This is a genomic window from Oricola cellulosilytica, from assembly GCF_019966575.1.
Classification (GTDB): Bacteria; Pseudomonadota; Alphaproteobacteria; order Rhizobiales; family Rhizobiaceae; genus Oricola; species Oricola cellulosilytica.
In genome coordinates this window covers 54,560-79,431 of sequence record NZ_JAINFK010000003.1, presented here as the reverse complement: position 1 = coordinate 79,431, position 24,872 = coordinate 54,560, and the positions used below count along the sequence as shown (strand labels likewise).

The following is a 24,872-nucleotide window of genomic DNA, read 5'->3' as shown; positions in this document are numbered from 1 at the left end:
TTTGAGAAAAATGCCGCTAATGTCCTGAGCGCGGTCTTCACTCCCTCGATGCAGAATGTGCGGGCAGGGGAGAACCGCGTTGAATACAGTTGCAGCGATATCGTCAGGTCTGCCGGCCCGGAAAACCGCCGGGGTCACGGACGCGGAAGCACGTGTCGAGGAAATGCTGCTCAGGCTCGAGGACGACGCTCTCAGCCACAGGATCGCGCTTCGGGTACAGGAAGTCGGCGCGTCCAGTCAGCCGCTTGCAAGGATCGACGTCACAGATCTCGCACTGATGATCGTCAGCGGAAATGCGATGTCGCGTGCCCGGGATGCGGTCGCGGCCGGCTCGCCGGTTCCTCCCCCCTACCGCTCCGGCTTCTAGAAAATGCTAGCGCGGCGCCATGCGGATGGCGCCGTCGAGACGGATGACCTCGCCGTTCAGCATCTGGTTCTCGCAGATGTGGATCGCCAGCGCGGCATATTCGGCCGGTTCGCCGAGACGTGCCGGGAACGGCACTTGCGCGCCGAGCGCATCCTGCACGTCCTGCGGCATCCCTTCCAGCATCGGCGTCTTCATGATGCCCGGCGCGATCGTCATCACGCGAATTCCGTGCTGGGCGAGGTCGCGGGCCATCGGCAGGGTCATGCCGACAACGCCGCCCTTGGACGCCGAATAGGCAATCTGGCCGATCTGGCCGTCATAGGCGGCAACCGAAGCTGTGTTGATGATGACGCCGCGCTCGCTGCCACCGCGCGGGTCCGTTGCCGCCATGCCGGCTGCGGCGGTCGAAGCGCAGTTGAAGGTTCCTCCGAGATTGACCGAAATCGCCTTCATGAAGAGTGCGGGATCGTGGGGCAGGCCGCGCGACACGGTCTTGGCGGCGGGCGCGATGCCTGCGCAATTGACCAGGATTTGTTCTGGGCCGTTGATCTGGCGGGCATGCTCGAAACCGCGCGCCACGCTTTCCGGGTCCGAAACATCGACCTTGACGAACACCGCCCCGAGTTCGGCGGCTTTCGCCTTGCCAGCCTCCTCGTTCATGTCGAACAGTGCGACCATGCAGCCCTTGTCGGCGAGCGCCTTGGCGGTGGCCGCGCCGAGACCCGATGCGCCGCCGGTGACAACGGCGCTGATGGAGGAGTCGAGTTTCAAGGTCAGATCCTTTCGATTGCAACGGCGGTGCCTTCGCCGCCGCCGATGCACAGCGAGGCGATGCCCGTCCGCTTGCCGTGTTTTTCCATCGCATGCAACAGGGTGGCCAGAATGCGTGCGCCGGAGGCGCCGATCGGATGGCCGAGGGCGCAGGCCCCGCCATGAACATTCAGTCGGTCGCGGTCCATGCCGAGTTCGGCCATCGCCGCCATGGGCACGACCGCGAACGCCTCGTTGATTTCCCAGAGATCGACATCGGAAATCTGCCAGTCGAGGCGCTCCATCAGTTTCCGCATGGCCGGAACCGGAGCAGTGGTGAACCAGTTCGGTTCCTGCGCGTGGCTGGCGTGACCGAGTATGCGGGCGCGGATCGGCGCGCCCTGCGCCTTCGCATCGCTCTCGCGCATCAGCACCAGTGCGGCCGCGCCGTCGGAAATCGATGAGGAATTGGCGGCTGTCACAGTTCCGCCCTCGCGGAATGCCGGCTTCAGATGTGGAATCTTGTCCGGGCGGGCCTGTTTCGGCAGTTCGTCCTCGGCGACTACGGTTTCGCCGTTCCGTGTCTTCACGGTGACCGGGGCGATCTCGTCCGCGAAGCCGCCGGAAGCCGTCGCTTCCTGGGCTCGGGCCAGCGATTCCAGGGCATACGCATCCTGGGCTTGCCGGGTGAACTGGTACTTCTCGGCGCAATCCTCGGCGAAAGTGCCCATGGCGTGGCCGGTGTCGTAGGCGTCCTCGAGCCCGTCGCGCATCATGTGGTCGATCACCGTTGTGTGGCCCATGCGCACGCCGGCGCGCGCCCCAATCAAGAGGTGCGGAGCGTTGGTCATCGATTCCATGCCGCCGGCGACGACAACCGTGCCGTTGCCTGCCTTCAACTGGTCGTGCGCCATCATCACCGCCTTCATACCGGAGCCGCACATCTTGTTCAGCGTCACGGCGGGCACGTCCTTCGGCAGACCGGCGTGGAATCCGGCCTGGCGGGCGGGTGCCTGGCCTTGGCCGGCGCCCAGCACATTGCCCATCAGCAGTTCGTCGATGTCCTCGGGCGCAACGCCGCTGCGCTCGACAGCGGCGCGGATCGCCACGCCGCCGAGTTCGTTGGCGGTGACGCCGGTGAAATCGCCGAGCATCGAACCCATGGACGTGCGCGCCGCGCCGACAATGACAACCGGGTCGCTCATGACTTGCGTTCCATCGTGCCGAGAAAGCGGATCATCGCCGAAAAATCGTCGCCGCCCATACCGGCGTCGTTCATGGCGGAGTAGAGGTCGGCGGCATGCCTGCCGAGCGGCGTCGGTGCGTCCGCCGCATCGGCCGCCTGCTGCGACAGGCCGAGGTCCTTCAGCATCAGCGCGGCGGCAAAACCCGGCCGGTAGTCGTTGTCGGCGGGGCTCTTCGGGCCGACACCCGGCACCGGACAATAGGTGTTCACCGACCAACAGGAACCCGACGAGGTCGATATCACGTCGAAGAGCCGTTCCTGCGACAGGCCGAGCTTTTTAGCCAGCGCAAAGGCTTCGCAGGCGCCGATCATCGAGATGCCGAGCAGCATGTTGTTGCATATCTTGGCGGCCTGGCCGGCTCCCCCTTCGCCGCAATGCACGGCCTTCTTGCCCATGATGTCGAAGAACGGCGCGCCCTTGGCAAAGGCGCCACCCGATCCGCCGACCATGAAAGTCAGCGTACCGGCCTCCGCGCCGCCCACGCCGCCAGAGACCGGTGCATCGAGGCACAGCACGCCTTGCTCGGACGCCAAGGCGTCAATTTCGCGTGCAGAGTTGACGTCGACCGTTGAGCAATCGATCAACAGCGCGCCTTTGCTCATCGCGGGAAGGACTTCTGACGCGACCGCCTTGGCGATCGCTCCGTTCGGAAGCATGGTGATGACGACGTCGGCATCCGTCGCGGCTTCCGAATTGCCGGCAGCGATTGCTATGCCGGCCTCGGTCGCTGCTTCACGCGCCGCGGGGACGACATCGAAACCCGTCACTCGGTGTCCCGCCGCGGCAAGATTCTTCGCCATCGGCAGCCCCATGTTTCCAAGCCCGATGAAACCGATATTCATGCGACGGCCCTCCCTCCGGCTGCGGCCAGCGACCACTCCTCACCGGGCGGCAGGGGCGCAAAACTCGCCGCTATCATCTCGCTCGTCACGTCTTCCAGCCTCGCCGGTGTCCATTTCGGTTTGCGGTCCTTGTCGACCAAAAGCGCGCGCACCCCTTCCTGGAAATTCGTACCGTCCATCATGTTCCAGGCGAAGCGGTATTCGAGCGCCAGGCACTGTTCGATGTCGGGAAAGCTCCGCGCCAGATGCGCGATCTCGTGAATGGCGGCCACCGAGAGCGGGCAGGCGTAATTCAACGCGTCGAGCGCCTTTGCCGCCCACTCGGCGCCTTTTTCCGCTTCGGCCTCCAGCGCGCCCCGGCAGCCGATCGCCGTGTCCTTCGAGAAGATCGCATCGATCGCGTCGCGGTGTTCCGCGATGTGACCCGGCTCCGGCGCCTGCGCGAACTGGCCGCAGACATCGTCCGGATCGGCGCCGCCGACCAACGCGTTCGCGACCTTGCCGAGATTGTCGCGGGGAACGCGATGGGTGGCAAATCCGGTCAGGATCGCATCGTCGGCGCGCATGCGGGCGGCCGTCATGCCCAGGTAACGCCCGGTTTCGCCCGGCGCGCGCGACAGGATCCAGGTGGCCCCGACGTCCGGGATGAAGCCGATCGACACTTCCGGCATCGCAAGGAGCGCGTTTTCCGTCACGATCACGTGGGAGCCGTGTGACGACACGCCGACGCCGCCACCCATGTCGAAGCCGTCGACCAGCGCGACATAGGGCTTCGGGTAGTGCTTGATCAGGTGGTTCAGCCGGTACTCCTTGAACCAGAAGGGCGCGAGGTCCTTGCCATGCTGAAAGATCGGCATGACGTCCCCGCCGGCGCAGAACGCCTTTTCTCCCTCGCCTTCGATTATGACGCATTTGACGCGGTCGTCGTCGATCCACGCCAGCAGGACGTCCTCGATCGCAAGGCACATATTATGCGTCAGCGCGTTCAGGGCGCGCGGCCGATTGAGCCGGATGCGCCCTGCCGTTCCCTCACGCCAGACGATCAGTTCGTCTCCGGCGACGGTGTCGATCCTCATGGCCGGTACTCCTCCAGCAAGTGGCGCGCCACGATCAGCCGCATGATCTCATTGGTCCCTTCCAGGATCTGGTGAACGCGCAGGTCGCGGACAATCTTCTCGATTCCGTAGTCGGCGAGATAGCCGTAACCGCCATGAAGCTGCAACGCTTCATTGGCCACCTTGAAGGCGGTGTCGGTGACGAAGCGCTTGGCCATGGCGCAATGCTTGGTCGCGTCGGGGGCCTTGCTGTCGAGCTTGAAGGCGGCCTGGCGCAGGAAGACGCGCGCGGCCTGCAATTCGATTTCCATGTCGGCCAGCCGGAATTGAAGCGCCTGCATTGCGGCGAGCGGCTTGCCGAAGGCGGAACGCTCGTGGAGGTAGGCCGCCGCCTTCTGGAGTGCGGCCTGCGCGCCGCCCAGCGCGCAGGCGGAGATGTTGAGCCGCCCGCCGTCGAGGCCTGCCATGGCGTAGGAGAAACCCTGGCCTTCCTCGCCGACCATGTTGGAGGCCGGGATCCGGCACTCGTCGAACTGCACCTGCGCCGTCGGCTGGACGTGCCAGCCCATCTTCTTCTCATTCGCCCCGAAGGACAGGCCGGGCGTGTCCTTCGGCACGAGGAAAGCCGAGATGCCTTTCGGCCCCTCGTCGCCGCTGCGGGCCATGACCAGATAGATGTCGGAGGCGCCGCCGCCCGAAATGAACGCCTTGGTGCCGTTCAGCACGAAGTGATTGCCGTCGCGTTTCGCGGTCGTCCGCAGCGCCGCCGCATCGGAACCGGATCCCGGCTCGGTCAGGCAGTAGCTTGCGACCGTCTGCATCGTGCAGAGAGCAGGCATGACTTCGGCGCGCATCTCTTCTCCGCCGAAACGGTCGATCATCGAGGCGACCATGTTGTGTATCGACAGGAAGGCGGCCGTCGCCGGGCAGGCGAGTGACAGGGCCTCAAAGATCAGCGTCGCGTCGAGCCGTGACAGGCCCGAACCGCCGTGCTCTTCCGAGACGTAGATCCCGGCCATGCCGAGTTCGGCCGTCCGGCGGATCACATCGAGCGGAAAGTGCCGCTGCTGGTCCCACTCGGTGGCATGCGGCGCGATATGCTCTTCGGCGAAGGCTTTCGCCATGTCGTAAATGGCCGACTGCTCCTCGGTCAGCGAAAAGTCCATCCTTTGCGCCTCAGCTCATCGTCGGGATGACGAAATCCGCGCCCTGGCGTATGCCCGATGGCCAGCGCGAGGTCACTGTCTTCGTCTTGGTGTAGAAGCGAATTGCGTCCGGGCCGTGCTGGTTAAGGTCTCCGAAGCCGGACCGCTTCCAGCCACCGAATGTGTGGTAGGCTAGCGGCACGGGGATGGGAACATTGACGCCCACCATGCCGACCTGCACGCGCGCCGAGAAGTCCCGCGCGGTATCGCCGTCGCGGGTATAAATGGCCACGCCGTTTCCGTATTCGTGGCTCGTCGGCAGGTCGAGGGCTTCCTCGTAAGTGTTTGCGCGGACCACGGAAAGCACCGGCCCGAAAATCTCCTCCTTGTAGATGTGCATGTCCTTCGTCACGTGATCGAAAAGGCAGCCGCCCATGTAGAAACCGTCCTCGTAGCCCTGCATCCTGAAGTCGCGGCCGTCGACGGCGAGCGTCGCGCCTTCCTCGATACCGAGTTCGACGTATGAGCGGACGCGGGCGAGCGCTTCCTTGGTGACGAGCGGGCCGAAATCGGCCGATGGGTCAGTCGAGGGACCGATCTTCAGACTCTCGACCCTTGGAACGAGTTTTTCCATCAGCGCATCGGCGGTTTTCTCGCCAACCGGAACCGCGACGGATATGGCCATGCACCGCTCGCCGGCCGAGCCGTAGCCCGCGCCGACCAGCGCATCCGCAGCTTGGTCCAGATCGGCGTCGGGCATGATGATCATGTGGTTCTTGGCGCCGCCGAAGCACTGCACGCGCTTGCCGTTCGAACAGCCGCGACCGTAAATGTATTCGGCGATCGGTGTCGAGCCGACGAAGCCGATTGCCTGGATGTCCGGATGATCGAGAATGGCGTCGACGGCTTCCTTGTCACCGTTGACGACATTGAGGATGCCCGCCGGAAGTCCCGCTTCGAGGAAAAGTTCGGCGAGCCGCATCGGTACGCCCGGATCGCGCTCGGACGGCTTCAGGACGAAGGCGTTTCCGCAGGCGATGGCCGGTGCGGCCTTCCACAGCGGGATCATTGCGGGAAAATTGAACGGCGTAATGCCCGCCACCACACCGAGCGGCTGGCGCATGGAGTACAGATCGATGCCGGGACCAGCGCTTTCCGAATATTCGCCTTTCATCAGGTGCGGCACGCCGATTGCGAATTCCACGACTTCGAGGCCGCGCTGGATGTCGCCGCGTGCATCGGCAACTGTCTTGCCGTGCTCGCGCGCCAGCAGTTCCGCCAGATCGTCGTAATCGCGGTGGACTAGTTCGAGGAACTTCATCAGAACGCGGGCGCGCCGCTGCGGGTTGGTCGCAGCCCATTGCGGCTGCGCGGCCTTCGCGTTCTCGATTGCGGAGTCCACTTCCTGCTTGCTGGCGAGCGCAACACGCGCCTGAACCTCGCCGGTCATCGGCAGAAAAATGTCCGATTCACGACCGCTGGATCCTGCTACGGCTTCTCCGCCGATGAAATGCCCGATTGTGCGCATGAGCGTATCTCCTCTATTGGCTGGACAGTAAAGCGTCGGCCGGGCGCTTGGAAAGGGTCGCAATTTCGTGTTTCATTGTGCATATTTGCACAAGAGAATGAGCACGTTGAGCGAAAATGAATTGGGATGATGTCCGCTATTTCATAGCCGTGGCACGCACCGGACGCTTGACGGCCGCGGGCCGTGCTCTGTCAGTCGACCATGCCACCGTGTCGCGCCGCATCAGGGCGCTGGAGGAGGCGCTTGGCGCCACATTGTTCGACCGGTCTCCCGGCGGTTACGCACTGACGTCGGCCGGCCGCGAACTGCTCGAAGTTGCGGAGCGCATGGAGGCAAGCGCCGCGATGGCGGAAGGTGCTGTCAGCGGCGAGCGAGGTCATATTTCCGGGCCGGTTCGCGTGGCTGTACCAGAGGGTGTCGCCGCGGCGATTGTGGTCGATGCCGCTCATCGGTTGTGCGACGCCCATCCGCAACTCGAAATCCAGCTCCTGACGGACTTGCGAACCTATTCGCTGTCCAAGCGGGAGGCAGATATCGCCATAACTGTGTCGCGCCCGCGCCAGGGTCGCCTCAAGGTTCAGAAAATCGGCGATTACAAGCTTGGTCTTTACGCTTCGCGGGATTACCTCGTCCGCACAGGCCCGATAACCAAGATCGAGGACCTGCACCGGGTGCGTGGGATCGGCTACGTCCCCGAGCTCATACCCCACAAGGAACTCGACTACATTCCGCTGGTCGATCCGAGTTTCCGACCGCATCTCACCTCGACCAGCGTCCACGTACAGGCAAACGCCGTATTGCGCGGGGCGGGCATTGCCTTCATGCATGAATTCATCGCCGAGAAACACGACACGCTCGTCAAAGTGCTTCCCGACCAGATCGGATTCACGCGCACCTTCTGGAGCGTGGTGCATGAAGACTACGCCGAGGTCGAACGGATCAGAACCGTGTCCTCGGCTATCGTTCAGCATATGCGCGCCGAGTTGCACTGACGCGTTGCGGCGGAGACGGTTATTCCCCGAGCGCGATCCCTTCGCGCCGCGGGTCCGCGCCGCCTTGAAGGCCGTCGGGGGTGATCGCTATGCCGTGCAGGCCGGAGTTCAGATCCCGGACATTGACCTCGAATCCGATTTCTTCAAGTGCGTCCTGCATCTCGACCGCATCGGTGCCTTCCTCCAGGTCGTATGTGCCGAACCGGTTCACGCGATGGGGCATGTCGATCGCCTCCTGGATGTCCATGCCCCACGCCAGATGGGCGATGATCGTTTGCGCGACGTAGCCGATGATGCGGCTTCCGCCAGGTGCCCCGATGGCCAGCACAGGCTTGCCGTCGCGAAGCACGATGGTGGGCGACATGGACGAGCGGGGACGTTTGCCCGGCTCGACCCGGTTGGCGATCGGCCAGCCGTCGCTGTGGGTCTTGAAGGAAAAATCGGTCAGCTCGTTGTTTAGCAGGAAGCCGTTGGTCATCAGCCGTGACCCGAACCCGTTCTCGACCGTCGTCGTCATGGACAGGACGTTGCCTTCGGCATCGACAATCGAGATGTGACTCGTCGAGGGCAGTTCGATGGAGACATCGTCTGCGAGATTTAGCGCGTGATCATAGGCCGGCTCGCCGGGCATGACCTCGGGGAGAGCGTCATCGCCATCCAGCAGCCGCGCGCGTTCGTCGAGGTAGGCATCGTCGAGAAGGCCCTTGACCGGTACCGGAACGAAATCGCTGTCGGCCATGTATCGGCCGCGATCGGCGAAGGCGAGGCGGGACGCGTCTCCAATCAGACGCCACGCTTGCGGATCGTCCGGCGCGATGGCGTCGAGCGGGAAGCGGTCAACAAGACCGAGTATCTGTCCGACGGTCAACGCGCCGGAGGAGGGCGGCCCCATGCCGCAGACGTCGTGACCGCGAAAGTCGGCGCACACTGCAGGACGCGCCTTGATCGCATAGGTCTCTAAATCCTTCATCGACAAAACGCCCGGGTTGCCGGGCGCGTTTCTCACCGTCCTGACGATCGCCTCGGCAATCGCGCCGGAATAGAAGGCGCTCGATCCTCCTCGCGCGAAAGCACGCAGGGTATCGGCATAGTCGGGATTCTGCAGCCGCACACCTTCCTTTAAAGGCTCGCCGCCGGGCAGGAAGTAACTGGCCGTGGTCTCGAAGCGCGAAAGCCGCTCGGCATCGTCTGCGATCAAACTCGCGAGCCGGGTTGAGACGGGAAAGCCCTTATCAGCAAGCGTGATCGCATCGTCGAAGAGTTCGGCCCAGTCGCTCTTGCCCCACCGCTTATGCGCTTCCACCATCAGCATGGGCGTGCCCGGCGTTCCGACCGAGCGTCCGCCCACGACCGCATCGAAAAACGCCAATGGCTCGCCGTTCTCGTCCTGAAACAGCGTCGGCGTTGCTTCGAGGGGGGCGGTTTCGCGGCCATCCAATGTCGTGATGTTGCCGGAGGCGGCATCGTACCAGACGAGAAACGCGCCGCCGCCGAGGCCGGAGGATTGTGGTTCGACCAGACCGAGAACGGCCTGGACTGCAACCATGGCATCGGCTGCGCTGCCTTCGTTGCGCAAGATCTTTGCACCCGCTTCGGCGGCCAGCGGATTTGCCGCCGCCACCATCCATTTTTTCGCCTCCACCGGCTTGCCGGCCAGTTTGGCTCGTATGGCGTCGCGGATTTCCGGCGATGTCACAATTGTCGTTTCGCCGGTGCCCGCTTCCGGAGCAACGGCGTCCGAGGCCTCCTGTGCCATCAGCGATGCGCTGGAAAAAATCAGTGCGGCGGCGGTGAGACAATTACGGGTGCGAAGCATGAAAGTCTCCTTCTTCGATGTGTCTATAAGCCTGAGATGACGCAGTGCGACGTAGCCATGTCCGCAACGGGCGCGGTATCATTCCCAGACGACGTCGCCGACGAACAGATAGCCCGCGCCATAAACAGTCTTGATCAATTTCGGATTTTGCGGGTCTTCGTTCAGCTTGGTGCGAAGTCGCGATATTCGCACATCGACACTGCGGTCGAAGTTCTTGTCCGGGTCGGCTTCCAGGGTGTCGAGGATTTGTGGGCGGGACAACAACCGGTTTGGTGAATCAAGGAACACCTTCAGGACCGCCATTTCGGCAAGGCTCAGGGTTTCCGAACGTCCGCTGACATGAGTCAGGATGAAGTTGTCGCAATCGACCGTCCAGTCGGCGAAGCGTACGCGCCGCCGGCCGGTTCGGTCAGCCACTGCCGATGCGCTTCGCTGCGCACGGCGCAGAACCGATCTGACGCGCGCGACGATCTCGGCAGGCTCGAACGGCTTGGCGACATAGTCGTCGGCTCCCATTTCAAGGCCCACGATCTTGTCAGTCAGCGAACCGCGTCCGGAAATGATGATCGTAGCGATAGACGGAATGGCCTCGAGTTTTCTGACCAGGTCCAGCCCGTGCGTGTCGGGGAGCCCGAGGTCGACGAGGCACATATCGGGCATATAATCCGGCATTGCGTCGAGGAAATCCTGGCAACGCGAAAAGTGCCGGCTATCGAATTCCTGCTCGCGCATGGTTTCGGTGAGGATCGACGCAATGTCCGGATCGTCCTCTATGATCGCGATGCGGATTGCGCCGCGCGTCATGCCGGTTCCTTCTCATCTTCGACCAGTTGCGCCAGAAGTCGTGTGAACGTGATCCTCGTAAACGGTTTGCGCAGAATCCTGTGATGTCCGCCAAGGGCTTTGACCGTTGGATCAGCGGCTGGAAGGCCGGTCACGAATGCCAGCGGCACCGCGCCGCGCAACCGCTCGTCCAGATCGGCCGCCAGGATTTCTCCCGGCATTGTGATGTCGGAAACCACGGCCTTGATTTCGGGAATTTTTTCCAGAAGTTGCAGCGCTTCTCCCGCACATTCGGCTTCGATGACCGAAAAGCCTGCCTCTGCTGCAAAGTCGCGCATCAGCACGCGCATCTCCGGATCGTCGTCGGCGATCAGCACGAGGCGGCCCCTGCCGAAACTCAACGGTTCGCCTGCCTCCGTGTAAGCCCCGGCCGGAACCGCGGCGCCTTCATCGCGGCGCGTTCGCACCGGGATCGACAATGTCACGATCGCACCCCCGTCTGCCCGGTTCTCGATCCGGACGGCACCTGCGGACTGTTCGGCAAAATTCTGCACCATCGCAAGTCCAAGACCGCTGCCCTTGCCTTGAGGCTTTGTGGTGAAGAACGGCTCTTGCGCCTGTTTCAGCGCTTCTTCCGAGAAGCCGGGGCCCTCGTCGGCCACCGAGACCTCAAAGCTCCCCCCTGCTGGCTGAAGGGTCAGTGTGATCGTCCCGGTTCCCGTTCCGCTTTCCAACGCATCGCGGGCGTTGAAAAGGATATTAAGGACAGCGTCCTGAAAGGCGCTTTCATCGATGTATGCGTCGAGATCGGTCGCGGGCAACTGAAGATCAAGTGTTAGCCGCTCGTCAATCGAGGCGGCAAAGAGACGCGCCAGTTCGCGAAGCAGTCGGCTGACATTCGTCTCCTTGGCATGCAGCCTCTGGCGAAAGAGAAAGTTCATCAGGTTGTCGATGATACGGGTGCCTCGCCTGGCCGCTCGTTCGGCCGCGGTCACCAGATCACTTCGCTGGCCTTCGCCCAGATCGACTTTCGACAACCGCGACAGGTTGCCGAGGATGACCGTCAGAATGTTGGAAAAATCGTGCGCAAGCCCGCTCGTGAGTTGGGCAGTCGTTTCGAGTCTTTTCGAACGTACAAGAAGTTCGGTCGCCGCTTTCTCGTCGGAGACGTTGAGCGAAAGCACGAACACGCCCTCGACGGTTCCGTCGTCGGAAATCTCCGGCGTGAAGATGGTGCGGATCGAATGCAGCGTTCCGTTCTGGCCGATTATCTCGTATTCGGTGGTTACCGTTTGCCCCGAAAATGCGCGCTCGAGTTGCGGTTTAACGGTCTCAAACACGTTCGGCGGAAAGACATCTGTAAGGTTCTTGCCGGTCAGCACTTCGCGATCGAGGCCCATAACGTCACCAAACCGGTTGTTGGTGAACCGGTAGACATAGTTGCGGTCGAGATAGGCGATGTGCGCCGGCATTGCCTGGGTGATCACGCGCATGCGCTCTTCGGAGGCTTGCAGCGCCGCTTTCGTATCGGTGAGGGCCCGGTTTGCCGCGGCAAGTTCACGGTTGGATTCGGCGAGCTTGCCGGAATGATGCAGCAGTCTGTCCGAAAGGAGGTCGCTCCGGGCTCTCAGCAATTGCTCCTGCCGATGAGACTCGGTGATGTCGGAGTAGATCGCGATCCAGCCGCCCTGCTTGAGGGGGTTGCCCTCGACCGATATCCGTCGTCCGTTTGGCCGGGTGCGCTCGAAGTAATGCGGCTCGAATCGCCGTGCGCGCTCCACGCGCTCTTCGGTCAGGGCCCGCGGGTCGCCGGGGCCAAATTCGCCCCGTCTTGCCAAATAGTAATTGATGTCGTGGAAACTGATGCCGTGACGAATGAAATCCCCAGGCAATTCAAACATTTCGAGGAATCGGCGGTTCCAGCTTATCAACTGCATATCGGCGTTGAAGATGGAGAGACCCTGCTGGATCAGTTCCAGCCCCGCCGTGACCAGAGCGTGGTCATCGACCTGCGATACATCGGGCAGCAATTCATTCGTCAATTGCGGCAAGCGACGCCTCCTCCCACACGCACACTCCAAGGGTCAAAGTGAAACCTTCACCGCGGGAAATCAACCGGCCCGATCTCCGCTGACGCTGAAACATTTCGCAACATTCCTGAAATCGTGGCGCAAAGATCGGCGGCTAATCACCTCCTCGAGGAGACGCGTGTCCGAACCGGGTGCGTGGTAATGGGAGGCCGGTCCGCCATGCTTTTAGAGGTGGAGAACGTATCGCTTTCCTTCGGCGGGATTCAGGCGCTGAAGGACGTCTCCTTTTCCGTCGATGAGGCAGAGCTTTTCTCGATCATCGGACCGAACGGTGCCGGCAAGACCTCCATGCTCAATTGCATATCGGGACGTTACACACCGGATTCGGGCGATATCCGCTTCAAGGGCAGGAGTCTCAGCGGCCTCAAACCCAACCATCGGCCCGATCTCGGCATCGGGCGCACGTTCCAGAACCTCGCACTCTTCGACCACATGACGGTGCTCGACAACATTCTTGTTGGTCGGCATCACCTGATGAAGAACAATTTTCTGACCGGTATGGCGTATTGGTTCGGGGGCGCACAGCACGAAGAGCTCGAGCACCGCCGCGTGGTCGAGGATATCATCGACTTTCTCGAGATTCAGCATATCCGAAATGCCGTCGCGGGTACGTTGTCGTATGGCCTTCGAAAACGTGTCGAACTGGCTCGCGCCGTCGCTCTGCGCCCGCATCTGGTGCTGCTCGACGAGCCGATGGCCGGCATGAACATGGAAGAGAAGGAAGACATGGCCCGCTATGTCGTCGACCTCAACGAGGAATGGGGGATGACGGTGGTTATGATCGAGCATGACATGGGTGTGGTCATGGATATCTCGCATCGCGTGATGGTGCTCGATTTCGGTGCCAAGGTCGTCGACGGTCTCCCGGACGAGGTCATGGCGAACGAACACGTCAAACGGGCCTATCTCGGCGCCGATTTGGGCGAGGCGGCCTAATGACCCGGTCCGAGATCTCAAGGGACAACAAGGGCCTAAAGACGTTTCCGCGCATTCTGGCGCATAATGCGCGGCATTTCGGCAGCGAAACCGCCTTGCGTGAAAAAACGTTCGGGATCTGGGTGAGCCAGACCTGGTCGGATTACAATGCCAATGTGCGCCGCATCGCCCTGGGCCTGACCGCGCTTGGTATCCGCAAGGGAGATATTATCGGCCTGATCGGCGACAACCGCCCCGACTGGGTTGCGGCCGAGATTGCGGCGCACGCATGCGGAGCTCTCTCTCTCGGTTTGTACCGGGATCTGATGGAGGCGGAACTCGCCTATCTGGTCAATTATTCGGAGGCTCGTTTCATCTTTGCCGAGGACGAGGAGCAGGTCGACAAGTTCCTCCTGCTCGGGGACGGCATCTCGTCGGTGGAGCGGATCATCTTCGAGGATCCGCGCGGCATGCGCAAATATGACGACCCAAGGCTCATGTCGCTGGAAGATTTGCGCGCCAAGGGGGACGAGTTGCTCGCGGCAGACGCCGGGAGCTATGACCGCATGGTCGAGGAGACGGACGGCGAGGCGCCGGCGATCCTGTGCACCACGTCCGGCACGACCTCGCATCCCAAGCTCGCCGTCCTTAGCGCGCGCAGCATCATCGATCACAGCCATGACTATCTTTCGGCCGACCCGAAGGGGCCGGACGACGAATATGTTTCCGTGCTGCAACTGCCGTGGATCATGGAGCAGATCTATGTGTTCGGTCAGGCGCTGATCTCCCGGATGAAGGTGAATTTCGTCGAGGATCAGGAAACGATGATGGCCGACATGCGCGAGATCGGCCCGACCTTCATTCTTCTTGCGCCACGTGTCTGGGAACAGATCGCGGCAGACGTGCGCGCGCGTATCATGGATTCTTCCTGGCTGAAGCAGAAACTCTACGACTTCTTTATGAACATGGGCCTCGGCGCGTTCGAGAAGGGCAGGACGTCGCGGGCCGCGCAGTTATTCCTGTACAACGCATTGAAGGACCGGATCGGACTGACGAATGTGCGCTCGGCTGCAACCGGCGGTGCGGCGCTGGGTCCGGACACGTTCAAGTTCTTTCTCGCGATGGGCGTGCCACTCCGCCAGCTCTACGGCCAGACTGAGCTGCTCGGCGCCTATACGATTCACACCCCCGACGATGTCGATTTCGACACGGTCGGCGTACCGTTCACCGGGGACATCAAGGTTCGAATCGAGGCACCTGACGCTGAGGGCATCGGCGAGATCGTGACTGCTCACGGCAACATGTTCATGGGCTACTACAAGAACGAGGCCGCGACCGGTGCCGACCTCCGCGACGGCTGGATGTATACCGGCGACGCGGGATACTACAACGACAAGGGCCATCTCGTCGTCATCGACCGCATCGCCGACCTTGCCGAGATGACCGGCAACCGGCGCTACTCGCCCCAGTTCATCGAGAACAAGCTGAAGTTTTCGCCCTTTATCGCCGAAGCCGTCATCCTGGGCGACAAGCGCGATTATCTCGCGGCGATGATCTGCATCCGGTATTCGATCGTTTCCAAATGGGCCGAGAAGAACCGCATTTCGTTCACCACCTATACTGACCTTTCATCGCGACGCGAGGTTTACGATCTCGTCCACCGCGAGATCGAGGCGATCAACGAGACGCTGCCGGAAGCGCAGCGTTTGCGCAAATTCGTGCTGCTCTACAAGGAACTCGATCCCGACGACGGCGAACTGACGCGGACGCGCAAGGTGCGGCGAGCCGTCGTTGCGGAGAAATACGGCGACATCATCGACACCATCTATTCCGGCCAGGAAGACATTGCGATCGACACGATGATCTCGTTTCAGGACGGAACGCAGCAGCGGATCAGGACGACGATCAAAGTGCGCAATGTCGGCGCCGAAATCGAAACGCCGGCGCTAAAGGCGGCGGAATAGGGGGCGGAAGAGGAATGAACTGGTCACTGCTCGTTCAATTGCTGGCAAACGGCCTCATCGTCGGAATGCTCTACGGCGTTGTCGCGATGTGTTTCGTGTTGATCTATAAATCCACGCAGGTGGTGAACTTCGCCCAGGGTGAGTTCCTTGTGCTCGGAGCGTGGGTCTGCCTCTGGTTCATCACCGACATGCAAATGCCGTTCATTGTCGCCTTCCTGTTCACGCTGGTGTTCATGACTTTGTTCGGCATCATGATCCAGGTCGTCATCCTGCGGCCGCTGATCGGCGAGCCGGTGGTCAGCGTCATCATGGTGACGATCGGCCTTTCGATTTTCCTGCAGGCGCTGATGAACTGGATCTTCGGCAATTCGGCCGAGCGGTTTCCGCAGGTATTCGAAACGGAGTCGGTCAATGTCGCCGGCCTGAACGTCGAGTCGGCCTATCTAATGAGCCTTGTGATGTCCGTGCTGATCATGGGCGGCTTCTATCTGTTTTTCCGCTTCTCCAAGTACGGCCTTGCCATGCGGGCGACAGCTTTCAACCAGCAGACGGCGCAAAGCCTAGGCATTTCGGTGCGGCAGGTTTTCGCGCTTGCATGGGCGATCTCGGCCATCGTCTCCGGGGTCGCCGGCATCATCATAGGCATGGTGAACTCGGTTTCCTCGTCGCTCGCGATCATTGGCATCAAGGTCTTTCCGGCGGTCATTTTGGGCGGGCTCGATTCGATCGTCGGCGCGGTGATTGGCGGCATCATCATCGGCCTTCTAGAGAATTTCGCCGAGTTCGTCGACGGCCAGTTCCTGAACTGGGGCAACCTGTTCACGATCGCGCCCTTTTACGTCCTCATCATCATCCTGATGATCAAGCCGTACGGGCTGTTCGGGACCAAGGACATCGAGAGGATCTGATGGCAACCACCTCGCTTCGTCCCTGCGGCGACTTCCGCACCACCTACAAGGCGGACCAGTTTTTGCTGCAGACGCGCTGGATCGCCATCTGGACGATGCTCGCGATCGCGCTCCTTGGAGCCGCGCCGGCGCTTGTCGACGGCTATATCGTCAGCCTGATGATCCTGATCGGAATTTACGGCATCGCCGCACTCGGGTTGAACATCCTTGTCGGCATGACCGGGCAGATCAGCCTCGGACATGCCGCCTTCTTCGGTTTCGGCGCCTTTTCGTCCGCCTGGCTGAACTCGACGACCGGAATTCCAGTGTTCTTCACGATCCCCCTCGCGGGCTTGATGACGACGGCAGTCGGCATGATCTTCGGCCTGCCGGCGGCGCGCATCAAGGGGCTCTACCTGGCCATCGCGACGCTTGCCTCGCAATTCATCCTGCAGGACTTCTTTGCTCGCGCGAACTGGTTTTCGGGCGGCTCTTCCGGCTCGCTCGCCGAGACGGTCACCATCTTCGGCTTTCCGCTCGACAGCGACGAGCGCTATTACTACCTCGTCCTGTTCTGGACCCTCATTTCGCTTTTTGCCGTCGCCAATCTGAAACGCAGCCGCGACGGGCGGGCGCTGGTCGCGGTCCGCGACCATTACCTCTCAGCCGAGATCATGGGCATTAACCTGACCAAGTACCGGATTCTCGCCTTCGGCATTTCGTCCTTCTTCGCCGGGCTCGGCGGGGCGCTGTTCGGCCACTATCTCGGTTACGTCTCGGCCGAGGGGTTTACCATCCTGCTGTCGATCCAGTTTCTCGCCATGATCATCATCGGCGGGCTCGGATCGGTCATGGGCACCATTCTCGGCACGGCCTTCATCGTCCTGCTGCCGCAGTTCATGGAAGCGTTTACCGGAGGAATGCTGGACATCTTCCCCAATGCTCTCGCCGGTCTGGCTTCGGGGCAGGCCTACATCAAGGAAATGTCGGTCGGCGCGGCCATTATTCTGTTTCTGATTTTCGAGCCGGAGGGTCTCGCCCACCGGGTCAAACTCATTCGTCAGTCGTGGAAACTCTATCCGTTCAGCTACTGATGAACTTCGCCCGCATCGGAGGATTGGGCACAACTCGCGGCGCGCAACGCACCGCTTCATATCGTGGAGGAAAGATATGAGAACACTGATTGCAACTGCCGCCGCGGCCACGCTTCTTGCCAGTGCGTCGATGGCGATATCGCAGGAGAGCGTATTTGTCGGCCAGTTGGTGGACTACACCGGTCCAACGGCTTTCGTCGGCAAGACCTACGGACCGGGCATCAAGGACGCGATCGACTACGTCAACGCCAATGGCGGTATTGACGGCACGACGATCGAACTCGAGCAGGTCGATTACGCCTACAAGGTGCCGGATGCCATCGCGACCTACAAGCGCTGGGAAGCCCGCAACAACATGGTTGCGATGCAGGGTTGGGGAACCGGTGATACCGAAGCCCTGATCTCATTCGTGGCGAAAGACAAGATCCCGGTCTGGTCCGCATCTTATTCGGGTCATCTGACCGATCCGACCGGCAAGAACCCGAAGACCGAGAAGCCGGCTCCCTACAATTTCTTCTACGGGCCGAGCTATTCGGATGGCTGCCGGGCGATGGTCCAGTGGGCGGCTGGCGATGCCAAGGAAAAGGGCATCGAAAGCCCGAAATTCCTCCACACCGGTGACAATCATCCCTATCCCAACGCACCCAAGGCAGCCTGCGCCGAATATGCGGCGGAACTGGGCTTCGAGGTGCTGCCGCCGGTCGTTGTTCCGCTCGCGCCCGGCGACTTCAAGGCGCAGTGCCTGTCGATCAAGGAGAGCGGGGCGAACTACGCATTCGTCGGCAATCTCGGCGGCTCCGTCGTGTCGCTGTTGTCGTCTTGTGGCACCGTTGGCACCGATGTGACCTTCCTGGCGAACATCTGGGGCGGCGACTACAAGACCATCCAGGCGGCTAACGCGCAGGGTTACATCTTCCCGAGCGCATCGCCGTTCTGGGGCGCCGATGCGCCCGGCATGGAACTGGTGAAGAAAATCCATGAAGCCGGTTCGATGGACAAGTCCGAAGCGCCTACGCACCACTACATCCGTGGCATCTGCTCGGCCTATTACATGATCGAAGCGATGAAATGGGCGAAAGCAAATGGCGGGATCACCGGCGAAAACATCAAGCAGGGCATGTACCAGAAGGCCGACTGGGTTCCAGAGGGTCTGGAAGGGGTCTGCCTGCCGTCGACATGGACCGATCAGGACCACCGCGGCACCACCACCGTGACCGTCAACCGCGGCTCCGCCGTGGATGGAAAGGCCCAGATCGAGAAGGTTGCGGAAGTCGAACTGCCGCGCCGCGACGACTGGATCGGTTACTAACCGAGAATGATCGCTCCCCGCTCCGGCGGGGAGCGTCCGCACCTGACAAGCGAGGCTTGAGGCGATGTTACAGACAGTTCCGGCCAGTTCCGAAAAGGCCGACGCGCCGAAGGACACGATCCTGTCCGTCGACAACATCGAAGTGGTCTACAATGAATACGTGCTCGTCCTGCGCGGCCTCAGCCTGACGGTGGAGCGCGGCTCGATCACCGCACTTCTCGGCGCGAACGGCGCCGGCAAGTCGACGACCCTGAAGGCGATCAGCGGATTGCTGAAGTCCGAGGACGGCGAGATCACGCGCGGCTCGATCACGTTCGACGGCCAGATCATCAGCCATCAGGAACCCGAGCGGACGGTGCGATCAGGCATCTTCCAGGTCATGGAAGGCCGACGGATCATCCAGGACATGACCGTTCTGGAAAACCTCAAGCTCGGTGCCTTCACGCGGTCGGATGGCGGGGTCAAGGACGACATCGATCTTGTCTATTCATACTTTCCGCGGCTCAAGGAGCGCACCGGCCTCGCCGGTTATCTTTCCGGTGGCGAGCAGCAGATGCTGGCGATCGGTCGGGCGATGATGGCGCGGCCGAAGCTGATCCTGATGGACGAACCTTCGATGGGGCTGTCGCCGCTGTTGGTGAAGGAGGTTTTCGGTATCATCAAGCGGCTGAACGAGGATTTCGGCGTGACAATCCTCCTCGTCGAGCAGAATGCCGCGATGGCGCTGGCCTGCGCCCGGCACGGTTACATCATGGAAAACGGCAAGATCGTTCTCGACGGCCCGGCCGAGGAGTTGCGCGAGAACGAGGACATCAAGGAGTTCTATCTCGGCGGAAGCGGCGAGCGGAAAAGCTTCAAGAACATCAAGTCCTTCAAACGGCGCAAAAGGTGGCTGTGATGAGCGGAAGTGCCTTTCACGCGGCGTCGGCGCATTCGGACAACGGTCTCGATCCGCGCGAAACGCGCTCGCATTCCGAGCGCACGGAGGCGCAATTCGTTGCCCTGCGCGACGTGGTCGTCCGCGCGATGCGCGAGCCGTATTACCGGGCGGCGTTTTCCGGGCTCGATGTTGCATCCCTGCGCACACCGGAGGATCTTGAAGGCCTGCCGCTGCTCCGGAAGGACGATCTTGTCGGCATCCAGGCGGCTCATCCCCCATTTGGCGGGTTGATGGCTGGCGGAAGCCGTGCCGATCATCTGTTCGTCTCACCCGGACCAATCCACGAGCCGGGCTTCTCGAAAACCGGGTTTTGGCGGCTGGAGCGGGCCATGCGTGCAGCGGGCTTCGTGGCCGGCGACATCGTTCACAACACGTTCTCCTATCATCTGACACCCGGCGCCTGGATACTCGATGCCGGCGCTCGCGCGCTCGGATGTTCGGTGATCCCGGCCGGCAACGCGCCAATCGAACAGCAGATCCTTGCTATCTCCCAGTATGGCGCAAGCGCGTATTGCGGGACTCCGGATTTCCTGAAGACCCTCGTGGAGGCGTTTCAGAAGGCCGACCGCGGGCCAGTGCCCTTCACCAAGGCGCTGGTGACCGGCGGAGCGCTCACGCCCGGTCTTCGTGCCTTCTTCGACGCCAGCCGGATCGGGGCACTCCAATGTTACGCGACCGCGGAACTCGGTCTGATCGCGTATGAGACCGCTCCCACAGGTCACATGACCGTTGACGAAGATGTCATCGTCGAGATCGTTGATCCGGAGACGGGCAGGTCCATGCCTCCGGGCGAAGTCGGCGAGGTGGTGGTTACGACTTTGCGCGAGGATTATCCGCTGATCCGCTTTGGAACAGGTGACCTCTCGGCCTTCGTCGAGCTTGACCGGAAGAACGGCCGTACCGGCCCGGTTCTTGCCGGCTGGCTGGGCCGGTCCGATCAGGCAACGAAGGTGCGCGGCATGTTCGTGCGGCCAAGCCAGATTCACGCGCTGCGAGAGCAGGTCGACGGGCTGCGGCTCGCGCGGCTGGTCGTTGATCGGTCCAACGAGAAGGACGACATCATGCTGTTCTGCGAATTCGATCCGGAGCACGTCCTCGGCGACGCTGCGCAGGTTCAGGCGAAACTTGCGGAGGCATTCCGTGCGCTCTGCCACTTGAAAAGCAACATCAGTATTGTACCGGAAGGAACCCTCCCTGACGACGGCAAGGTAATCGTCGATCTGCGGTAACCGCCAAGAGCAATCGGATCACACCATGTTTGACAAGACCATGAACTTCGGCCTCGGCGAGGATATCGAGGCGCTGCGCGAGACCGTGCGGCGTTTCGCTGCCGACGAAATCGCGCCGCGCGCGGCCGAGATCGACACGAAGAACGAATTTCCGGCGGATCTGTGGGAGAAGATGGGCGCTCTCGGCCTGCACGGAATCACGGTGCCGGAAGTCTATGGCGGGTCGGAAATGGGTTATCTCGCCCACTGCATTGCCATCGAGGAGATCACTCGCGCGTCGGCCTCGGTTGGCCTTTCCTACGGAGCGCATTCGAACCTGTGCATCAACCAGATCCGCCGCAATGGAAGCGAGGAGCAGAAGAAAAAATATCTGCCGAAGCTGATTTCCGGCGAGCATGTCGGATCGCTCGCCATGAGCGAGCCCGGCGCCGGGTCTGACGTCGTGTCGATGAAATTGCGCGCCGAGAAGCGGAACGATCGTTTCGTCCTCAACGGCAACAAGATGTGGATCACCAACGGTCCCGACGCCTCGACGCTCGTCGTCTATGCCAAGACCGATCCGGACGCGGGTCCACGGGGGATCACGGCTTTCCTGATCGAGAAGGACATGAAAGGATTCACGACAGCGCAGAAGCTCGACAAGCTCGGCATGCGCGGTTCGAACACCTGCGAGCTGGTGTTCGAGGACTGCGAGGTGCCGTTCGAAAACGTGCTCGGCGAGGAGGGCAGGGGCGTCAATGTGCTGATGTCTGGCCTTGACTATGAACGCGTCGTCCTTGCCGCCGGCCCGCTCGGCATCATGGCGGCGGCGTTGGATGTGGTTGTGCCCTATGTCCATGAGCGGGAGCAGTTCGGCCAGGCGATCGGTACGTTCCAGCTCATGCAGGGCAAGCTGGCCGACATGTACACGACGATGAATGCCTGCCGGGCCTATGTGTATGCGGTCGCGCAGGCCTGCGATCGCGGAGAAACGTCACGCAAGGACGCGGCCGGCTGCATTCTCTACGCGGCCGAGAAGGCGACGCAGGTGGCTCTTGAATCAATCCAGTGCCTTGGAGGCAACGGCTATATCAACGAATACCCGACCGGCCGGCTGCTGCGCGACGCCAAGCTTTATGAAATCGGCGCGGGGACAAGCGAAATCCGCCGCATGCTGATCGGAAGAGAACTCTTCGAGGAAACGGCGTGAGTGAAACCGGCGACGCTTCGTCTGTGTTCGGCGCGGCGACAGCCTGGCTCGAGTACGCCGCAGGGGCGATCGACCTGTTGTCGATCGCGGTACTGCTTATCGGCGCGGTTCGTTTCACGGCTTGGATCCTTCGGGCCGAATTCTCCCGCAGCAAGGAGGACCGGCTCGTTCGGATGAATGCGGCAAGGCGTGAACTGGGAGGCTATATCCTTGCCGGACTGGAACTTCTGATCGTTTCGGACGTCATTCACACAGCCATCACATTGGAGCTTGATGGCTTGATCTTCCTGGGTGGCCTCGTCGTGATCCGATCGATCATCAGTTTCTTCCTCGAGCGCGAGATCAAGGAATTATCGAGAGCCCAGCGCCCCAATTAGCAGAGGAACTTGATATGACGAACGCCAGTTTTTCCGGGCTCAAGGCCCTTTTTATCAATTGCACTTTGAAATCGACCGCCCAGGGTGACTCTCACACCGAAACCCTGATGAAAGAATCCATCGCGATCATGGAAGAGAACGGCGTGCACGTCGATTATCTGCGCGCCGCCGACCATCAGATCGCATTCGGAATTCAACCGGACATGCGCGAAGAGGGTGCGGATCAGGATGCGTGGCCGGAAGTTTTCTGGCCGAAGGTGCGTGACGCCAACATCCTTGTCATCGGAACGCCGATCTGGCTCGGTGAGGAATCATCGATTTGCAGGGTCATTATCGAGCGTCTCTATGCACACTCCGCTCAGAAGAACGACAAGGGCCAGTACATCTATTACGGCAAGACCGGCGGCTGTGTCGTCACCGGCAACGAGGACGGCATCAAGCACGTGGCGATGACTTGCCAGTATGCGATGGCGCATATCGGCTATACCATTCCGCCTCAGGCAGACTGCGGCTGGATCGGCGAGGCCGGTCCGGGTCCCTCCTATGGCGACAAGATGGACGACGGCAGCCGAGCTGGTTTCGACAACGACTTCACCAAGACCAATCTGAGGATCATGACGTGGAACCTGATGCATGTGGCGAAGATGATCGCCGACGCCGGTGGCATTCCAGCCGAGGGCAATACGGCGTAGGCAGGGAGCATCCTGGACGTTTCCACCACGCGAACCCGGAAGACAGATGACAATTCTCACCTCCACTGTTTCCCACGCTTCCCCCGAATTCGCTGCGAACCGCGCGGCGATGGAGAGGCAATGCGAGACGATCGCGCAGGAGGCCGCGCGCATCATGCAGGGCGGGTCGCAGGCATCTCGCGACCGCCACCAGGGACGCGGGAAGTTGCTGCCCCGCGACCGCATCGCCGGATTGCTCGATCCCGGTTCGCCGTTTCTCGAAATTGGACTGTTCGCGGCAAGCGGCGTCTATGAGGACGACATTCCGGCGGCGGGCGCGATCGCCGGCGTCGGGCGTGTGGAAGGGCGCGACTGCATGATCCTCTGCAACGATGCGACGGTGAAAGGCGGGACCTACTATCCGCTGACGGTGAAGAAACACCTCAGGGCGCAAGAGATCGCAGAGGAAAACCGCCTGCCTTGCGTCTATCTGGTCGACAGCGGCGGGGCGAACCTGCCGAACCAGGACGAGGTGTTTCCGGATCGCGATCATTTCGGTAGGATCTTCTACAATCAGGCGCGCATGAGCGCCAAGGGCATCGCACAGATCGCCGTAGTGATGGGTTCATGCACCGCTGGCGGCGCATACGTCCCGGCGATGAGCGACCAGACGATCATCGTCAAGAACCAGGGAACGATCTTCCTTGCAGGGCCGCCGTTGGTGAAAGAGGCGACCGGGGAGGTCGTGGACGCCGAGACGCTCGGCGGCGGCGACACGCACACGCGGCTGTCCGGCGTCGCGGATTATCTCGCCGATGACGATCACCACGCCCTGGCGCTGGCCCGCGAAATTGTACGCAATCTCGGACCCGCCCCTTCGCCTGACATAGCCCTGCAACCCCCATGCCCCCCGAAATTTGATGCCGCCGAGATCATGGGCATCGTTCCCGCCGATGCGAGGACGCCGTACGATGTGCGCGACGTGATCGCCCGCATCGTCGACGGCTCGGACTTCGCGGAGTTCAAGCCGCGTTACGGCACGACGCTGGTCACCGGCTTTGCCCATGTCGACGGAATGCCCGTCGGCATCCTTGCCAACAATGGCGTGCTGTTTTCGGAAAGCTCGCTGAAGGGCGCGCATTTCATCGAGCTGTGCTGCCAGCGCAAGATCCCGTTGCTCTTCCTGCAGAACATCACCGGTTTCATGGTCGGCTCGAAATACGAGGCGGGCGGCATCGCCAAGGATGGTGCCAAGCTGGTCACAGCCGTCGCGACGGCCGCAGTGCCGAAGGTGACCGTGATCATCGGCGGGTCTTACGGCGCGGGCAATTACGGCATGTGCGGGCGCGCCTACGGGCCGCGTTTCCTGTGGATGTGGCCGAATGCCCGCATTTCCGTGATGGGAGGGCCGCAGGCGGCGGGTGTATTGGCGAACGTCAAGCGCGCCGGCATCGAGGCCAAGGGCGGAAGCTGGAGCGCCGAGGAGGAAGCGGAATTCAAGCGTCCCACGCTGGAGATGTTCGAGCGCCAGTCGCATCCGCTCTATGCGTCGGCGCGGCTGTGGGACGACGGCATCATCGATCCGCGCAAGACACGCGATGTCGTGGCGCTAAGTCTGAGGGCCGCGCTCAACGCGCCGGTGGAACATACGAAATTCGGCGTGTTCAGGATGTGAGATGACC

General features: G+C 61.8%; 22 protein-coding genes. 13 read left to right on the top strand and 9 right to left on the bottom strand.

Features of this window, described 5'->3' with window-relative positions; all coding sequences use genetic code 11:
* Nucleotides 1-79 precede the first annotated feature (79 nt).
* Nucleotides 80-367: a hypothetical protein gene (locus LC298_RS07930; protein ID WP_131566144.1), complete on the top strand. Its 288-nt coding sequence runs from the start codon at nt 80-82 to the stop codon at nt 365-367.
* Between the two features lie 6 nt (nt 368-373).
* On the opposite strand, the gene LC298_RS07925 is transcribed toward LC298_RS07930, so the two are convergent.
* From LC298_RS07925 to LC298_RS07900, 6 genes are read right to left on the bottom strand one after another with little or no spacing between them, the layout of a single operon-like run.
* A complete protein-coding gene (locus LC298_RS07925; RefSeq protein ID WP_131566141.1) occupies nt 374-1,138 on the bottom strand; it encodes an SDR family NAD(P)-dependent oxidoreductase in 765 nt (254 codons plus the stop codon).
* 2 nt (nt 1,139-1,140) lie between these two features.
* Nucleotides 1,141-2,322 carry a thiolase family protein gene (locus LC298_RS07920; protein ID WP_131566138.1) on the bottom strand — a complete coding sequence of 394 codons (1,182 nt, stop codon included), beginning with the start codon at nt 2,320-2,322 and terminating at the stop codon, nt 1,141-1,143.
* On the bottom strand, nt 2,319-3,206 hold the full coding sequence (gene mmsB / locus LC298_RS07915; protein WP_131566135.1) for a 3-hydroxyisobutyrate dehydrogenase: 888 nt from the start codon (nt 3,204-3,206) through the stop codon (nt 2,319-2,321). Before mmsB ends, LC298_RS07920 begins: the two co-directional genes overlap by 4 nt.
* On the bottom strand, nt 3,203-4,282 hold the full coding sequence (locus tag LC298_RS07910; RefSeq protein ID WP_131566132.1) for an enoyl-CoA hydratase/isomerase family protein: 1,080 nt from the start codon (nt 4,280-4,282) through the stop codon (nt 3,203-3,205). The genes mmsB and LC298_RS07910 overlap by 4 nt, the downstream gene beginning before the upstream one ends.
* Nucleotides 4,279-5,427 (bottom strand): acyl-CoA dehydrogenase family protein, encoded by a 1,149-nt coding sequence (locus LC298_RS07905; protein ID WP_131566128.1) that lies wholly within the window; start codon nt 5,425-5,427, stop codon nt 4,279-4,281. Before LC298_RS07905 ends, LC298_RS07910 begins: the two co-directional genes overlap by 4 nt.
* Before the next feature lie 10 nt (nt 5,428-5,437).
* The gene (locus LC298_RS07900) at nt 5,438-6,934 is read right to left on the bottom strand and encodes a CoA-acylating methylmalonate-semialdehyde dehydrogenase (protein ID WP_131566125.1); all 1,497 of its coding nucleotides are present in this window, start codon (nt 6,932-6,934) and stop codon (nt 5,438-5,440) included.
* Between the two features lie 116 nt (nt 6,935-7,050).
* Between LC298_RS07900 and LC298_RS07895 the strand changes: the two genes are divergently transcribed.
* Nucleotides 7,051-7,926 (top strand): LysR family transcriptional regulator, encoded by an 876-nt coding sequence (locus tag LC298_RS07895; protein WP_131566122.1) that lies wholly within the window; start codon nt 7,051-7,053, stop codon nt 7,924-7,926.
* A 19-nt stretch (nt 7,927-7,945) separates the two neighbouring features.
* Here the strand turns inward: LC298_RS07895 and ggt are convergent, their stop codons facing one another.
* The 3 genes from ggt to LC298_RS07880 all read right to left on the bottom strand — a co-directional run bounded on the left by ggt (nt 7,946) and on the right by LC298_RS07880 (nt 12,576).
* A complete protein-coding gene (ggt, locus tag LC298_RS07890; protein ID WP_199223209.1) occupies nt 7,946-9,742 on the bottom strand; it encodes a gamma-glutamyltransferase in 1,797 nt (598 codons plus the stop codon).
* Nucleotides 9,743-9,820: 78 nt separating this feature from the next.
* Nucleotides 9,821-10,546 carry a response regulator transcription factor gene (locus tag LC298_RS07885; RefSeq protein ID WP_131566118.1) on the bottom strand — a complete coding sequence of 242 codons (726 nt, stop codon included), beginning with the start codon at nt 10,544-10,546 and terminating at the stop codon, nt 9,821-9,823.
* Nucleotides 10,543-12,576: a hybrid sensor histidine kinase/response regulator gene (locus LC298_RS07880; protein WP_131566115.1), complete on the bottom strand. Its 2,034-nt coding sequence runs from the start codon at nt 12,574-12,576 to the stop codon at nt 10,543-10,545. The genes LC298_RS07885 and LC298_RS07880 overlap by 4 nt, the downstream gene beginning before the upstream one ends.
* Before the next feature lie 198 nt (nt 12,577-12,774).
* Between LC298_RS07880 and LC298_RS07875 the strand changes: the two genes are divergently transcribed.
* The 11 genes from LC298_RS07875 (at nt 12,775) to LC298_RS07825 (ending at nt 24,865) form a co-directional block, all read left to right on the top strand.
* Entirely contained in the window at nt 12,775-13,551 is a 777-nt protein-coding gene (locus LC298_RS07875) for an ABC transporter ATP-binding protein (RefSeq protein ID WP_131566112.1), read from the top strand.
* The gene (locus LC298_RS07870) at nt 13,551-15,494 is read left to right on the top strand and encodes an AMP-binding protein (RefSeq protein ID WP_131566109.1); all 1,944 of its coding nucleotides are present in this window, start codon (nt 13,551-13,553) and stop codon (nt 15,492-15,494) included. The genes LC298_RS07875 and LC298_RS07870 overlap by 1 nt, the downstream gene beginning before the upstream one ends.
* Before the next feature lie 14 nt (nt 15,495-15,508).
* Nucleotides 15,509-16,402, top strand: coding sequence for a branched-chain amino acid ABC transporter permease (locus tag LC298_RS07865; protein ID WP_131566105.1), 894 nt, complete (start codon nt 15,509-15,511; stop codon nt 16,400-16,402).
* The gene (locus LC298_RS07860) at nt 16,402-17,475 is read left to right on the top strand and encodes a branched-chain amino acid ABC transporter permease (RefSeq protein ID WP_131566102.1); all 1,074 of its coding nucleotides are present in this window, start codon (nt 16,402-16,404) and stop codon (nt 17,473-17,475) included. The genes LC298_RS07865 and LC298_RS07860 overlap by 1 nt, the downstream gene beginning before the upstream one ends.
* A gap of 76 nt (nt 17,476-17,551) precedes the next feature.
* Nucleotides 17,552-18,784 (top strand): ABC transporter substrate-binding protein, encoded by a 1,233-nt coding sequence (locus LC298_RS07855; RefSeq protein WP_131566099.1) that lies wholly within the window; start codon nt 17,552-17,554, stop codon nt 18,782-18,784.
* Between the two features lie 64 nt (nt 18,785-18,848).
* Nucleotides 18,849-19,682, top strand: a complete 834-nt coding sequence (locus LC298_RS07850; protein ID WP_131566096.1) for an ABC transporter ATP-binding protein — start codon at nt 18,849-18,851, stop codon at nt 19,680-19,682.
* Nucleotides 19,682-20,953 carry a phenylacetate--CoA ligase family protein gene (locus LC298_RS07845; RefSeq protein WP_131566093.1) on the top strand — a complete coding sequence of 424 codons (1,272 nt, stop codon included), beginning with the start codon at nt 19,682-19,684 and terminating at the stop codon, nt 20,951-20,953. The genes LC298_RS07850 and LC298_RS07845 overlap by 1 nt, the downstream gene beginning before the upstream one ends.
* 25 nt (nt 20,954-20,978) lie before the next feature.
* Complete coding sequence (locus LC298_RS07840; RefSeq protein ID WP_131566090.1) at nt 20,979-22,142, top strand: isovaleryl-CoA dehydrogenase; 1,164 nt, start codon at nt 20,979-20,981, stop codon at nt 22,140-22,142.
* Nucleotides 22,139-22,519 (top strand): DUF1622 domain-containing protein, encoded by a 381-nt coding sequence (locus LC298_RS07835; RefSeq protein ID WP_131566087.1) that lies wholly within the window; start codon nt 22,139-22,141, stop codon nt 22,517-22,519. The genes LC298_RS07840 and LC298_RS07835 overlap by 4 nt, the downstream gene beginning before the upstream one ends.
* 14 nt (nt 22,520-22,533) lie before the next feature.
* Nucleotides 22,534-23,211, top strand: coding sequence for a flavodoxin family protein (locus LC298_RS07830; RefSeq protein ID WP_131566084.1), 678 nt, complete (start codon nt 22,534-22,536; stop codon nt 23,209-23,211).
* A 46-nt stretch (nt 23,212-23,257) separates the two neighbouring features.
* Nucleotides 23,258-24,865, top strand: a complete 1,608-nt coding sequence (locus tag LC298_RS07825; protein WP_131566081.1) for a carboxyl transferase domain-containing protein — start codon at nt 23,258-23,260, stop codon at nt 24,863-24,865.
* Nucleotides 24,866-24,872 lie beyond the last annotated feature (7 nt).

Excerpts from the sequence above, each read along its gene's own strand:
- LC298_RS07920 (WP_131566138.1), bottom strand. The coding sequence starts at position 2,322 with ATGAGCGACCCGGTTGTCATTGTCGGCGCGGCGCGCACGTCCATGGGT.
- mmsB (WP_131566135.1), bottom strand. The coding sequence starts at position 3,206 with ATGAATATCGGTTTCATCGGGCTTGGAAACATGGGGCTGCCGATGGCG.
- LC298_RS07910 (WP_131566132.1), bottom strand. The coding sequence starts at position 4,282 with ATGAGGATCGACACCGTCGCCGGAGACGAACTGATCGTCTGGCGTGAG.
- LC298_RS07905 (WP_131566128.1), bottom strand. The coding sequence starts at position 5,427 with ATGGACTTTTCGCTGACCGAGGAGCAGTCGGCCATTTACGACATGGCG.
- LC298_RS07900 (WP_131566125.1), bottom strand. The coding sequence starts at position 6,934 with ATGCGCACAATCGGGCATTTCATCGGCGGAGAAGCCGTAGCAGGATCC.
- LC298_RS07895 (WP_131566122.1), top strand. The coding sequence starts at position 7,051 with ATGAATTGGGATGATGTCCGCTATTTCATAGCCGTGGCACGCACCGGA.
- ggt (WP_199223209.1), bottom strand. The coding sequence starts at position 9,742 with ATGCTTCGCACCCGTAATTGTCTCACCGCCGCCGCACTGATTTTTTCC.
- LC298_RS07885 (WP_131566118.1), bottom strand. The coding sequence starts at position 10,546 with ATGACGCGCGGCGCAATCCGCATCGCGATCATAGAGGACGATCCGGAC.
- LC298_RS07875 (WP_131566112.1), top strand. The coding sequence starts at position 12,775 with ATGCTTTTAGAGGTGGAGAACGTATCGCTTTCCTTCGGCGGGATTCAG.
- LC298_RS07870 (WP_131566109.1), top strand. The coding sequence starts at position 13,551 with ATGACCCGGTCCGAGATCTCAAGGGACAACAAGGGCCTAAAGACGTTT.
- LC298_RS07865 (WP_131566105.1), top strand. The coding sequence starts at position 15,509 with ATGAACTGGTCACTGCTCGTTCAATTGCTGGCAAACGGCCTCATCGTC.
- LC298_RS07860 (WP_131566102.1), top strand. The coding sequence starts at position 16,402 with ATGGCAACCACCTCGCTTCGTCCCTGCGGCGACTTCCGCACCACCTAC.
- LC298_RS07855 (WP_131566099.1), top strand. The coding sequence starts at position 17,552 with ATGAGAACACTGATTGCAACTGCCGCCGCGGCCACGCTTCTTGCCAGT.
- LC298_RS07850 (WP_131566096.1), top strand. The coding sequence starts at position 18,849 with ATGTTACAGACAGTTCCGGCCAGTTCCGAAAAGGCCGACGCGCCGAAG.
- LC298_RS07845 (WP_131566093.1), top strand. The coding sequence starts at position 19,682 with ATGAGCGGAAGTGCCTTTCACGCGGCGTCGGCGCATTCGGACAACGGT.
- LC298_RS07840 (WP_131566090.1), top strand. The coding sequence starts at position 20,979 with ATGTTTGACAAGACCATGAACTTCGGCCTCGGCGAGGATATCGAGGCG.
- LC298_RS07830 (WP_131566084.1), top strand. The coding sequence starts at position 22,534 with ATGACGAACGCCAGTTTTTCCGGGCTCAAGGCCCTTTTTATCAATTGC.
- LC298_RS07825 (WP_131566081.1), top strand. The coding sequence starts at position 23,258 with ATGACAATTCTCACCTCCACTGTTTCCCACGCTTCCCCCGAATTCGCT.